Annotated in this window: 11 protein-coding genes; 4 read left to right on the top strand and 7 right to left on the bottom strand. The window is 67.2% G+C overall.

The features are described 5' to 3' along the window. Positions 1-580 precede the first annotated feature (580 nt). Complete coding sequence (locus KBI52_RS25055) at positions 581-967, top strand: response regulator (protein WP_173950332.1); 387 nt, start codon at positions 581-583, stop codon at positions 965-967. A gap of 11 nt (positions 968-978) precedes the next feature. Here the strand turns inward: KBI52_RS25055 and KBI52_RS25050 are convergent, their stop codons facing one another. Beyond that, positions 979-2385, bottom strand: a complete 1407-nt coding sequence (locus tag KBI52_RS25050) for a cytochrome P450 (RefSeq protein ID WP_210812101.1) — start codon at positions 2383-2385, stop codon at positions 979-981. A 126-nt stretch (positions 2386-2511) separates the two neighbouring features. On the opposite strand from KBI52_RS25050, the gene KBI52_RS25045 reads away from it, so the two are divergent. Further along, on the top strand, positions 2512-3192 hold the full coding sequence (locus tag KBI52_RS25045) for a TetR/AcrR family transcriptional regulator (RefSeq protein WP_262265559.1): 681 nt from the start codon (positions 2512-2514) through the stop codon (positions 3190-3192). Positions 3193-3520: 328 nt separating this feature from the next. Beyond that, positions 3521-3949 carry an SET domain-containing protein gene (locus tag KBI52_RS25040; RefSeq protein WP_210812100.1) on the top strand — a complete coding sequence of 143 codons (429 nt, stop codon included), beginning with the start codon at positions 3521-3523 and terminating at the stop codon, positions 3947-3949. Positions 3950-4221: 272 nt separating this feature from the next. On the opposite strand, the gene KBI52_RS25035 is transcribed toward KBI52_RS25040, so the two are convergent. The 6 genes from KBI52_RS25035 to uxaC form a co-directional block, all read right to left on the bottom strand. After that, entirely contained in the window at positions 4222-5700 is a 1479-nt protein-coding gene (locus tag KBI52_RS25035) for a mannitol dehydrogenase family protein (RefSeq protein WP_210812099.1), read from the bottom strand. Positions 5701-5871: 171 nt separating this feature from the next. Next, positions 5872-6714: an ABC transporter permease gene (locus KBI52_RS25030; RefSeq protein WP_173950328.1), complete on the bottom strand. Its 843-nt coding sequence runs from the start codon at positions 6712-6714 to the stop codon at positions 5872-5874. A gap of 5 nt (positions 6715-6719) precedes the next feature. After that, on the bottom strand, positions 6720-7631 hold the full coding sequence (locus KBI52_RS25025) for an ABC transporter permease (RefSeq protein WP_210812098.1): 912 nt from the start codon (positions 7629-7631) through the stop codon (positions 6720-6722). Further along, positions 7631-8716 carry an ABC transporter ATP-binding protein gene (locus tag KBI52_RS25020; RefSeq protein ID WP_210812097.1) on the bottom strand — a complete coding sequence of 362 codons (1086 nt, stop codon included), beginning with the start codon at positions 8714-8716 and terminating at the stop codon, positions 7631-7633. Before KBI52_RS25020 ends, KBI52_RS25025 begins: the two co-directional genes overlap by 1 nt. A gap of 48 nt (positions 8717-8764) precedes the next feature. Then, positions 8765-9952, bottom strand: coding sequence for an ABC transporter substrate-binding protein (locus KBI52_RS25015; RefSeq protein WP_173950325.1), 1188 nt, complete (start codon positions 9950-9952; stop codon positions 8765-8767). A gap of 50 nt (positions 9953-10002) precedes the next feature. After that, complete coding sequence (gene uxaC, locus KBI52_RS25010; protein WP_210812096.1) at positions 10003-11406, bottom strand: glucuronate isomerase; 1404 nt, start codon at positions 11404-11406, stop codon at positions 10003-10005. A gap of 122 nt (positions 11407-11528) precedes the next feature. Between uxaC and KBI52_RS25005 the strand changes: the two genes are divergently transcribed. Further along, positions 11529-12257, top strand: a complete 729-nt coding sequence (locus KBI52_RS25005; RefSeq protein WP_210812095.1) for a GntR family transcriptional regulator — start codon at positions 11529-11531, stop codon at positions 12255-12257. Positions 12258-12306: the final 49 nt, after the last annotated feature.

Here is a 12306-nt window from a genome sequence, read left to right as displayed (position 1 = left end):
TGTTGGTGTCACCAGTTCTGGTGAGTCGACGAGAGATCCAGCTGCCACCATCCGGTCTCCATGGGCCGTTGTCAGCGCCCCGCCGCCCCCCAACGGATGCGGCTGAGAGGCCTCTGGACGGCGCCGGGCTCCGGCGAACCGGTGCGGGCGTTCCAGAAACCCGCTCACCCTCGATAGGCTGCTGGTCGTTCGCGTCACGTTATCGTGAGGCCCGCGCACCGCGTCGGCAGCAGGAGGCCCTCAAAGATCTTGGACAGGTCAGCTTCCGGAACGAATTCTTGCAACCAGGTCGCGAATTCGGGCAGTTCAGCATCGGCGCGCAGATCACGCGCCCTATCGACCGGCCGGGCACAAGGGTTGCACCAGTCGTTCGCTCAGAAATTGTACGCCGGCGAGGTGTATAATCAGCCTCCGGCGGGGCCCTTTACTTCGCCGCCTCGCCCGCATTACGATGCTTTCTTAGGCCATACTAACCTAAGATAGTGAAGGCGTGTCAAACCGTCGATTATAGTTGTTGCATCTGATTCGCTTAACGACGTCGCAAGGCGCAGTGTCAGAAGCAATGTGGCTTGGAGGGGCTATGTTCGAGGGTCGCACAAAGCGGGTCCTGATCGTCGAGGACGAGGCGATGATCTCGATGCTGATCGAGGACATGGTTCTCGATTTCGGATGCGAGGTCGTGGGCCCCGCAGCGCGACTGGACCATGCCCTGACCCTCGCGCTCCAGGCCGACATCGACATCGGCATCCTCGACATCAACGTGGACGGAACCGTCGTCTTCCCGGTCGCCGACGTCCTGCGCTTTCGCGGAATCCCGTTCATCTTTTCGACCGGCTACGACTTCCGCTCGCTCCCGGAGCGGTTCCGCGAATGCCCGGCCCTGTCGAAGCCGTTCTCCTACGATAATTTCGCCGACACGCTCCGCACGACGCTGGCCGGCACGTCCGACGCGACCGAAATCGCCTGACGCGTCCGCGCTCACGACATCTGCGTGACCGCCCCCTGGAACGGATGGCGCCGCTCGACCGACATCTCCGCCTCCCGTCTCGGTCGCAGCGTGACCTTCATCATCGGGTCGGGCATGGCGTCCGATCGCGCCCGCAGCCTGACGGCCTGCAGCAGCACCGCCATGATGGCGACCGCCTCCATGGTGGCGAACGCGCTGCCGATGCAGATGCGCGGCCCCGCGCCGAACGGCAAATAGGCATAGCGATGCCGGGCTTTCGCCGGCTCGGGCGCGAAGCGCTCCGGATCGAACCGCGCAGGATCGGTCCAGAGCGCGGCATGATGATGGACCGCATGGATCGGCACGATGACGACCGCGCCTTCCGGCACGCGGAAGCCGCCGAGCGCGAAGGAGCGCGTCGCCGTGCGCGTGATGATCGGGGCCGGCGGATAGAGCCGCATCGCCTCCGAGAAGACCTGCCGGGCATAGGCGAGCTGCCCGATGTGCTCAGGCCGGACGGGGCCGCCCTGCGTCACGGCGTCGATCTCCGCGACGACCCGCGCTTCCTGCTCGGGATGGCGGGCCAGCAGAAGGAACGTCCAGGCCAGGCCCAGCGCCGTAGTCTCGTGTCCGGCCGTCACGAAGGTGAGCAGGTTGTCGGCGATCTCCTCGTCGGTCATCGTCCGGCCGCTCTCCGGGTCCGATGCGGCGAGAAGCAGCGCCACGAGATCCTCGCGCCCGTCCGGGTTTCGGCGCCGCTCGGCGATCATCCGGGTGACGGAGGAGCGCAGGTACGCGGCCGCGGCCGCGGCGCGGCGACGGCCCGGATAGGGAAGCCAGTCGGGCAGATCGAGAATGCTCAGCGCGAAGACCCAGCCGGTCGGCTTGAGATAGTCGGTGATGCCGCGCTCCACCCGCGCCACGTCGATCTCGCCCGGCCCCGACATCATGGTGTCGACGATGATGTCGAAGGTGGTGCGCATCATCTCCCGGCCGATGCCGACCGACGCGCCGGCCCCGGGCGCGAGCCAGCGCTCCCGAGTCTTCTCCGCGGCGGCGATCATGGACGGCAGCAGGCCCAGGAGCTTCTCGTGCCGGAACGCGGGCGCCACCGACTGGCGCTGCCAGCGCCAATGGGCGCCGTCCGCCGTCAGCAGCCCCCGACCGAGGGCCGGGCCCAGGGCTCGCCGGACGTCCTCGCCCTTGTTCAGCGCATCGGCATTGCGCACCAGGGCCTCGTGGATCAGGGCCGGATCGGCCAGCAGGATGCGCCGGCGTCCGGCCACCTGGGAGTACACGACCGGCTCGCGATAGATTTCCGGCGGCAGCGCCTGCAACGGGTCCCGCACCAGGGCGGGCACCACCGAGAGCGGCGAGCGGCGGCTCACCGCGACGCCGGGGCACTGATCCGAAATCCACGGAAGGGTCTCGATGCTCATGAAGGTTCCTCTCGCACGGCCCGGCCTCGATGCCGGCCCGCGCCGGCTTATAAGGTACTCACCTTAGACCGCTTGCGATTTAAGGTGAGCACCTTATATGCGCAAGTGCGACATAGAGGATCAGCCGTGATCGAGCCAGGAGCGACCCCGAGGGCGAAGCGGAGCCGGAAGGCGGCCGGCACGCGCGACCACGTGATCACGGTCTCTCTGTCCCTCTTCAATGCGCGCGGGCCCGACCGGGTCACCACGGCGCAGATTGCCGAAGCGGCCGGCATCAACGAGGGCAATCTCTACTACTACTTCAAGACCAAGCAGGCCCTGATCCTGACCATCTTCGACCGCTTCGAGGAATCGGTGGACCAGCTGTTGAACCGCAGTCCGGGCGCGGGTGCCGACTCGGCCGCCTATGTGGCGTTCCTGACCGAGTGGTTCGAGATCGTGTGGACCTATCGTTTTCTCTACCGGGACTTCATGGGCCTCATCGCCATGGCGCCGGAGCTGCGCCGCCGCATCCGCACCATCAGCGACCGCATTCGTTCGCCCGTCCGGCAGCTCATCGGCCACATGCGCGGGGCCGGATTGATGGAGCTGTCCGACGACGCGCTCGATGCCTTGCTTCACAATCTGTGGATCGTGTCGACCTACTGGGTGGTCTATCTCGATGTGCAGGAAGGGGTGCGGGCCATCAAAAAGGCGCATCTCGAATGGGGCCTCAGGCAGGTCGCGAGCCTGTTTCAGCCCCACCTGACGGAGGCGGCGCGCCACTGGCTCGCCGCGCAGGCGGACCAGGGTCGTCCTTCGCTTTAGAACTCCACGTCATCACCGGCCTCATGCCGGTGATCCCGATCGATGAGCGCGGCGATGTTCCATATCGGGATGGCCGGGACAGGCCCGGCCATGACGTGGAGAGGGTGTAGCGCACACCGGACGACCACCCTCCCCGTCATTACCGGGCTTGTCCCGGTGATCCCGCTTTCATGAAGCGCCGCGGCTCACCCACAAGGGGCGCCGGCACGTGGCTGGCCAGGATGCCAAAATTGTCCTCTGGATCTGGAGAAGATCGGCCACCGACCCAATATCATCGCTCCGCGTTTGCCGCTATGGAGCACTCGTGTCCCCTGGAGCGTCCGACCTCATGAAAACCAAGCCGCCGGAAGGTCCCTTTCGCATCGGACGGTCGCCGACCGGCCTCGGCCTGTTCGCCACCGAGGTGATCGAGAAGGGCTCCTTCATCATCGAGTATGTCGGGCCGAAGATCACCAACGAGGAAGTCCAGCGCCGGCGCAACACGCGCTATCTGTTCGAGATCAGCAGCCGCTGGACCATCGACGGATCGCCACGCTGGAACACCGCCCGCTACATCAATCACGGCTGCCGGCCGAACGCCCAGGCGACGGTGTCGCGGGGCCGGATCCGCATCAAGGCGATCAAGCGCATCAAGCCGGGCGACGAGATCACCTACAATTACGGCAAGAACTACTTTGAGACCTTCATCGAGCCGATGGGCTGCAGGTGCCAGTCCTGCGAGCGCAAGCGCGCGAAGCAGGCGCGCGTTCCGACATAAACGCGGCAGCGAAGGCTCGTGGGGCGCCACGCCCCCGCTCCCGTCATGGCCGGGCTCATCCCGGGCATCCCGATGCTGAAAAACACTGCGCCTCTCGGGTCGAGATCACCGGCACAAGGCCGGTGATGACGTGGAGATTGAACACCCCGTTCGCACCACCTCCCACGTCATGGCCGGCCTTGTGCCGGCCATCTCGATGCGGTGAGGCTCGGCGCTTCAGGAGAGTGGAATCAACGCGACCAGCGCGGTCATGACGGGGAAGACGCGTTCCCCTACTCGGCTGCGAACTCCGCAACGGTGCGCTTCGCGCCGTTCTCGTACAGCCGCGCCAGATTCGCCGTCACGGCTCCCGTGAAGCGCGGATCCTTCGGCAGGTCGTCGCCGAAGATTTCGCGCACGGCGAACAGGGCGCCGGCCAGCACGTCGGCCGAGGGCCCTGCCCGGTCGGCGAGCTCGCGCAGCCGCGCAGCCATGGGATCGCGCACATCGATGGGCGCTCCCTTCTCGTCGACACCCGTGACGTAGCGCATCCAGGCCGCCACCCCGAGGGACAGGCGCGCGATGGACGCGCCGCCCTGCAGGCGGTCGCGGACCGTCCCCAGGAGGCGCTGCGGCAACTTCTGGGAACCGTCCATGGCGATCTGCCAGGTGCGATGCTTCAGGGCGGGATTCTTGAACCGGGCGATGAGCGCCCGCTTGTAGGCGGACAGATCGGCGCCGGGCGGCATGTGCAGGGTCGGCGTGACCTCCTCGTCCATCAGACCCTCGATCAGCCGCACGAAGGCCGGATCCGCCATGGTGTCGGCAACCGTCTCGTAGCCGGAGAGATAGCCCAGATAGGCGAGCGTCGAATGGCTGCCGTTGAGCAGCCTGAGCTTCATGTGCTCGTAGGGCTCCACGTCGGCGACGAACTCGGCGCCCGCCATCTCCCAGGCGGGCCGGCCCTGCGGGAACCGATCCTCGATCACCCACTGCGTGAACGGCTCGGTCACCACGGGCCAGGCGTCCTCGACACCGAGAGCCTGTCCGATGCGCTCCCGGTCCTGGTCGCTCGTCGCCGGCACGATCCGGTCGACCATGGTCGACGGGCAGGACACCTGGTCGGCCACGAAGCGGCCGAGTTCGGGATCGACCAGCTCGGCGAAGCGGGTGAGCACGCGCTTCACCGTACGTCCGTTCGAGGGAAGGTTGTCGCAGGTGAGCACCGTGAAGGGCGGGATCCCGGCCCGCCGCCGGCGGCGAAGCGCCTCGACGATGAAGCCCGGGGCCGAGCGCGGCGTCTTAAGGTAGGCCAGGTCATGCACCACGTCGGGATGGGCCTCGTTCAGGGCGCCGGTGGCCGGATCGTGGCAATAGCCCTTCTCGGTCACCGTCAGGGTGACGATCCTGGTCTGCGGATCGGCCATCGCGTCGAGGAGATCCTCCGTCGCCCGAGGTGCCACGATGACCCGCCGGATCGATCCGATGATCCGAAGCGCCTCGCCGTCCTGCGAGCGGACCGACAGGGTGTAGAGGCCGTCCTGCGGCTGGAGGGCGTCGTAGGTGTCCGGGCTGCGCAGGCTGGCGGCCACGATGCCCCAGCGCGGATCCTGACCGAGCACGTCGTCCGTGTAGACGGCCTGATGGGCCCGGTGGAAGGCCCCGACGCCGAGATGCACGATCCCGGTCTTCAGCGCCCTCCGGTCATAGGCCGGGCGGCGGATACCCTCCGGCAGATCGGCGAGAGAATCATCGTTCAGGCGATCCGGCATCGTGTCCTCGAGGTGTCGGTCATCAGTCTCTGCTCCTGCGCCCTTCGACGATCCTACCACGTCATCACCGGCCTTGTGCCGGTGATCCCGATCATGGAAAGCGCCCTGCTCTTTAAGTCGAGATGGCCGGGACAGGCCCGGCCATGACGTGAGTGGATCCCGGGTGCCCCCTCAATGCGCCGGCTGCTGCTTCGCCCGGGTGACGATCTGCGTCGGGTTGACGAAGCGCAGCGCGATGATGAGCCAGACGAGAGTCGTGACCATGTAGATCACCGCCATGGCGTCGATCGACTGCACGGCCCGTACGCCGGCCGCGAAGACCGCATAATAGAGCGCCACCACGAGGGTCTGGCTCGTCGGGCCGGCGACCAGGAAGGTGAGCTCGAACATGGCGATGGTCCGGACCAGCACCAGCAGCAGGGCCGCCAGGATGCCCGGCAGGAGCAGCGGCAGGAGCACGTGGACGAAGAGCTTGAACGTGTTGGCCCCGAACACCCGCGCGGCCGCCTCGATCTTCGGGTCGATCTGCTCGATGAACGGGATCATGACCAGGATCACGAACGGCACGGTCGGCACGAGGTTGGCCGCCACCACGCCCCAGAACGTGCCCGCAAGGCCGGTCTGGTAGAGCACGGTCGCGAGCGGGATGCCGAAGGTGATCGGCGGGATCATCAGCGGCAGGAGGAACAGCAGGATGAGAAGCCGCTTGCCCGCGAAGTCGCGGCGGGCGAGCGCATAGGCGGCCGTCACGCCGAGAGCGCCGGAGATGAACACCACGGCGGCGATCACCTGGAAGGTGACCATCAGCACGTCCCAGAGCTGGAACTCGCTCCAGGCGGAGGAATACCAGCGCGTGGTGAAGGCCACCGGCAGCCATGTGCCGAGCCAGCGGGTGGCGAACGAGCTCGTCACCACGGTGGCGATCATGGCGAACAGGTTGATGACGAAGAAGCCGACCAGGAACCAGATGGCCGCAGCCCAGAGCTTGGACCCGAGTGTCGTGTCGCGGATCATCGGCTTTACCCTTTCGCGCCGGAGGCAGGACCGCGGTAGAACAACCCGCGGGAGGCGAGCACCGCCACCACGATGGCGAGCTGCACGAAGCCCATGATCATCGCGATCGCCGACGCCATGGAGTAGTCGTATTCCTCGAAGGCCGCCGTGGCCGCGGCGATCGAGATCACGCGGGTCACGCCCGCGGGTTCGCCCAGCAGCACCGCCGACGGGAAGACCGAGAAGGCCTGCACGAAGGACAGGCAGAACGTGATGGCGAAGCCCGGCATCAGCAGCGGCAGGTAGACGTGGCGGAAGCGCTGCCAGGCGCTGGCGCCCAGCGTCGCGGCCGCCTGCTCGAGGGCCGGGTCGATGCCGGTCACGTAGGACAGGGTCAGCAGGAAGGTGAACGGGAAGCCCGTGATCACCAGGGAGGCGAAGACGCCCCAGTAATTGTGCACGAGCTTCAGGGGCTGCGAGATCAGCCCGAAGGTGATCAGGGTGCGGTTGAACCAGCCCTGCGGCCCGAGATAGTTCAGCAGGCCCTCGGCCACGAGCACGGTGCCGAGGGTGATCGGCAGGACGAGGATCGTGGTCAGCAGGCGCTGGCGCCGCATCAGGCGCACGCGGAACGCGATCGGCACCGCCAGCAGCAGGTTGATCAGCGTGACGGGGATCGCGAGCCGGAGCGTGTTGGCGATCGTGTCATACAGGAACGGGTCCGAGAAGAAGCGCTTGTAGTTGGCCAGCCAGTCGCCGCCGGCCTTCGGCTCGAAGGACAGAACGAACCCGAACGCGAACGGATAGACGAAGAGGAGCAGGCTGAAGATCGCCGCCGGAACGACGAGCAGCGTCACCGCGTCGAAGCCTCGCGCGGCGAGGCGCTGGCGCAGGCTCGGGCCGTGCTCAACGGGGGTCGCGGGAGCAAGGGCGTCCATCACTGCCTCCCCTGGATCGGCTCCGCGAAGACGAGAACGCGCCCGTCATCCGCCCGCAGATGCACCTGCGAACCGGGCTCGACCGGCTGGTGCGACCGGAACACGAAGTCGAGACCGCCGGCCGAATGGGCGGTGCCGACGAACTCGCGTCCGCGGTACTCGATGGTGTCGACGGTGACCGCGATGGCGTTCGGCCCCGCCTCCCCGACCATGAGGTCGTCCGGCCGGATGGCCGCGAAGGCCGTGGCACCGGCGGACAGGGTCTCGCGGGCGACGCCGCTGATCCGCGCGCCCTCCACGTCGAGGACGGCCCGGGCGCCCTCGGTGCCGACGACCTTGCCTTTCAGCTTGTTGCGGAAGCCCATGAAGTCGGCCACGTCGAGATGGCCCGGCGCCTCGTAGAGCTCCTTGGGCGTGCCGACCTGCCGGACCACGCCGTCGCGCAGAACCACGATGCGGTCGGCGAGCGACAGGGCCTCGTCCTGGTCGTGGGTCACGTAGATGGTCGTGGCCCCGAGCTCGTTGTGGATGCGCCGGATCTCGGCGCGCATCTCGAGGCGGAGCTTTGCATCGAGATTGGACAGCGGCTCGTCCATGAGCACGAGCGGCGGCTCGATGACGATCGCGCGGGCGATCGCCACGCGCTGCTGCTGGCCGCCGGAGAGCTGGCCCGGCAGCTTGTTCTCCTGGCCCTGCAGGCGCACGAGGCTGAGCGCCTCGTCGACCTTGCGGTCGATCTCGGCTTTCGGGGTCCCGCGCATCTTGAGCCCGAAGCCGATGTTCTGGCGCACGTTGAGATGGGGAAAGAGCGCGTAGTTCTGGAACACCATCCCGAACCCGCGCTCCTCGGGTCGCAGGGTGTCGACCCGGCTCTTGTCGAGCCAGATCGCCCCGCCGGTCACAGGCAGGAGACCCGCGATGCAGTTCAACGTCGTCGACTTGCCGCAGCCCGACGGCCCGAGCAGCGCGATGAACTCGCGCCGCCGGATCGTGAGGGAAACGTCGCGCAGGGCGTTGAGCGCCCCGAAGTCGCGGCTCACGCGATCGAGCCGGACTTCGTCGAACTGGGAAAGGGCAATGGTCATCGCGGGTCCTTGTTGTCGTCTTGTCTGCGCGGTCTTGCTTGCGCGGACTTACTTGCGCTTGCCGCCGCCGACCTGCTCGTCCCACAGGCGGAAGGCGACCACCATCTGGTCGGGCTGGAGCGGAAGCTCGATCGGGTTCTCGGCGATCCACTTCTCGTATTCAGGACGGCCGAATTCCTTGATCGCCGCCTGGCTCTCGGCGGGCGCCATATCGAGGGTCACGCCCTTCACGGCCGGGCCCGGATAGAAGTAGCCCTCGTCGTAGGTGTAGGCCTGCTGCTCCTTGGTGAGCAGGAAGCTCATGAGATCGAGCAGCACCGCGAGCTTCTCGTTCGGCAGGCCCTTGGGCACGCACATGTAATGGGCGTCCGCCACCCAGTGGAAGCCCTTGAGCGCCGCCACCTTGGCCTCCTTCGGCACGACCCCGAGGACGCGCGGGTTGATATCCCAGCCGGTGGTCGACACGGTCATGTCGCGGGAGCCTTCGCCGAGCTCCTTCATCACGGCGCCCGTGCCGGACGGATAGTACTCGATGTTCTGGCCGAGCTCCTTCAGGTAGGCCCAGGTCTTGTCCCAGCCCTTGGCCGGATCCTGCGGGTTGCTGTCGCCCAGGATGTAGGGCAGGCCCATGATGAAGGTGCGGCCCGGGCCGGAATTGGCCGGACGCGCATAGAGGAAGCGGCCCGGATTGGCCTTCGTGTAGGCGAGCAGCTCCTCCGCCGTGGTCGGAACATTCTTGACCTTGTCGGGCATGTACTCGAGCAGCGGGCCGGACGGGTAATAGGTCACGACGACGCCCTGCCCTTTCGCCAGACCCTGCATCTTGGCGGCGGCCGGCTGATAGATGTCGTCGAGCTTCGGCAGGGAATTCGCCTGGCCGGGGACGAGGTCGACCCAGAGCTTTTGCTCGATACCGGCGGAGAGCGCGTCCGTGCCGGTGAGCACGAGGTCGATGTCGACCCGGCCCGCATCCTGCTGCGCCTTGATCTTGCCGGCGAGCTCCGGCGCCGTCGCCTTGGTGAAGGTGATGCGCGAGACGAGGTTGGGCTTCGCTTTGCGGTAGTTCTCGATCGCCTTCTGGGTCAGCGCCAGGTTGCCGGCCACGTCGATGATGTTGAGCGTCACCGGACTCGTGGGCAGGGTCGCCTGCGCGAAGGCCTTTCCGCCGAGGGTCGCAACGCCGGCGGCGCCGGCGACACCGCCGACGAAAGTCCGCCTGGTGATCAGGTTCGTCATGTCTTCCTCCCGTTCTGTGCGACATGGCTCATGGTCGGCCATGTCCCGTGTCACAGCTTGTAGGCCTCTTTCGCGAGGCGATAGGCGAGATCGTAGGCCACCTCGTGCGCCTCGCCCTCGTCGAGGCGGTGCGTCGTCACGAGGTTGGCGAGATAGGCGCAGTCGACCCGGCGGGCCACGTCGTGCCGGGCCGGGATCGACAGGTAGGCGCGCGTGTCGTCGTTGAACCCGACCGTGTTGGAGAAGCCGGCGGTCTCCGTCGTGAGCTCGCGGAAGCGCCGCATGCCCTCGGGCGAATCGAAGAACCACCAGGCCGGGCCGAGCTTCAGGGCCGGATAATGGCCCGCGAGCGGCGCGAGCTCGCGCGAATAGCTCGTCTCGTCGAGTGTGAAGAGGATGAGCGTGAAACCGGGCTCGTTGCCGAACCGGTCGAGCAGCGGCTTCAACGCCCGGACATAGTCCGTCTGCAGCGGGATGTCCGCCCCCATGTCGCGGCCGAAGCGCCGGAACAGGGCCGCGTTGTGGTTGCGGAAGGAGCCCGGATGGAGCTGCATGACCATGCCGTCCTCGACGCTCATGGCGGCCATCTCGGTGAGCATCTGCGCGCGGAACAGCTCCGCGTCCTCGGGTCCGGCATCGCCGGCCACGACCCGGCGGAACAGCGCCTCCGCATCGGCCGGCGAAAGGTCGGCCGTGCGCGCCGTCGGGTGGCCGTGATCGGTGGAGGTCGCGCCGTACTGGCGGAAGAAGGCGCGCCGGTTGCGGTGCGCGTCGAGATAGCCGTTCCACGTGGCCGTGTCGCAGCCGGTGATCTCACCGAGGCGCACGAGGTTTTCACGGAAGCCCTCGAATTCGGGATCGATCACCGGATCGGGACGGTACGCCGTCACCACCCGCCCCGACCAGCCCGAGCGCCGGATGGTCTCGTGATGCTTCAGCGGATCGAGCGGGCTCTCCGTAGTGGCGATCGCCTCGATGCGAAAGCGCTCGAAGAGCGCGCGCGGACGGAACTCCGGCGTACGCAGGGCCGCATCGATGCGGTCGTAATAGGCATCCGCGTTCGTGGCCGACAGCCGCTCGGTGAAGCCGAACAGGGTCGCGAAGGTATGATCGAGCCAGAGGCGTGTGGGCGTGCCGCGGAAGAGATGGTAGTGGGACGCGAAGCGGCGCCAGATCGCCCGCGGATCGCGCTCGACCGGGCTGCCGTCCTTCGCCGCGAGCCCGAGCTCCTCCAGGCGCACGCCCTGGCTGTAGAGCATGCGGAACACGTAGTGATCGGGAATGACGAAGAGCGTGGCGGGATCCGGGAACGGTTCGTTCTCCGCGTACCAGCGGGGATCCGTATGGCCGTGCGGAGAAATGATCGGCAGATCCCGCACCTGCGCATAGAGCCGGCGCGCCACCTCGCGGCTGGCGGGATCGACAGGAAACAGCCGGTCCGGATGGATCAGCATGGCGTACTCCCTCGGGCTTCGTCCGGCCCATTTCCGGACCGGCTGCAAGCGCCTCATTGAGCAAACCTTAAGACGATCCACGCTCCTTTGCAATGGTCTACTAGTATGGTAGTGTGCCACTTATGACCAATAGACCGACCCTCGCGAAGATCGACGTCAGCCGGGAGCCCATGGCCCGGCAGGTCACGCGCGCCCTTCGCCAGGCCATCGTCAGCATGAAGTTCGCACCCGGCGAGATGCTGTCGGAGCAGGATCTCGCGCAGCGATTCGGCGTGAGCCGTTCGCCCGTCCGCGAAGCGCTGATCAAGCTGAGCGAGGCGGGGCTGGTCCGTGTGCTGCCGCAGCGGGGCACGCAGGTGGTGAAGATCTCACGCGCGGCCGTCGAGGATGCCCGCTTCATCCGCGTCGCGGTCGAATGCGCGGTCGTGCGCGAAGCGGCCCTGAAGGCCTCTCCCGTGCTGATCGCGGAACTGAACGCCAGCCTGGCCCGGCAGCGGCGCGCCCAGCGGGCCACCTCGTCGGACGATTTCATGGCGCTGGACGAGGAATTCCACCGCCTCTTGGCGGAAGCAGCCGGACGGCCGGCGGCGTGGCGCATGATCGAGGACGTCAAGCCGCAGATGGACCGGGTGCGCTATCTCGACGTGAAGCAGGCGACCCCGCGCCATCTCATCGTCGCGCAGCACGCGGAGATCGTCGACGCCATCAAGGCGTCCGATCCCGTCGCGGCCGAGACAGCCATGCAGCAGCACCTCAGCGAGATCCTGCGCTCCCTGCCCGAACTCGCCGCGAAGCACCCCGACCTCTTCGAGGCCGAGGCCAGTGCCCTGCCGGAGGTGCTCAGCGCGTGACCGCTTCCAGACAAGAATTCGCCCCCTCGGCCGACGCCCCCGTTCGGCC

Origin of the sequence: Microvirga sp. HBU67558, from assembly GCF_018069605.1 — a bacterium.
GTDB classification, from domain to species: Bacteria; Pseudomonadota; Alphaproteobacteria; order Rhizobiales; family Beijerinckiaceae; genus Microvirga; species Microvirga terrae.
Note: the sequence above shows the minus strand (reverse complement) of the source record. Positions and strands in the feature narration are given on the sequence as shown.

Bases quoted from the DNA above. Each gene is read 5' to 3' on its own strand.
- KBI52_RS25055 (WP_173950332.1), top strand. From the start codon at position 581: ATGTTCGAGGGTCGCACAAAGCGGGTCCTGATCGTCGAGGACGAGGCG.
- KBI52_RS25050 (WP_210812101.1), bottom strand. From the start codon at position 2,385: ATGAGCATCGAGACCCTTCCGTGGATTTCGGATCAGTGCCCCGGCGTC.
- KBI52_RS25040 (WP_210812100.1), top strand. From the start codon at position 3,521: ATGAAAACCAAGCCGCCGGAAGGTCCCTTTCGCATCGGACGGTCGCCG.
- KBI52_RS25035 (WP_210812099.1), bottom strand. From the start codon at position 5,700: ATGCCGGATCGCCTGAACGATGATTCTCTCGCCGATCTGCCGGAGGGT.
- KBI52_RS25030 (WP_173950328.1), bottom strand. From the start codon at position 6,714: ATGATCCGCGACACGACACTCGGGTCCAAGCTCTGGGCTGCGGCCATC.
- KBI52_RS25025 (WP_210812098.1), bottom strand. From the start codon at position 7,631: ATGGACGCCCTTGCTCCCGCGACCCCCGTTGAGCACGGCCCGAGCCTG.
- KBI52_RS25020 (WP_210812097.1), bottom strand. From the start codon at position 8,716: ATGACCATTGCCCTTTCCCAGTTCGACGAAGTCCGGCTCGATCGCGTG.
- KBI52_RS25015 (WP_173950325.1), bottom strand. From the start codon at position 9,952: ATGACGAACCTGATCACCAGGCGGACTTTCGTCGGCGGTGTCGCCGGC.
- uxaC (WP_210812096.1), bottom strand. From the start codon at position 11,406: ATGCTGATCCATCCGGACCGGCTGTTTCCTGTCGATCCCGCCAGCCGC.
- KBI52_RS25005 (WP_210812095.1), top strand. From the start codon at position 11,529: ATGACCAATAGACCGACCCTCGCGAAGATCGACGTCAGCCGGGAGCCC.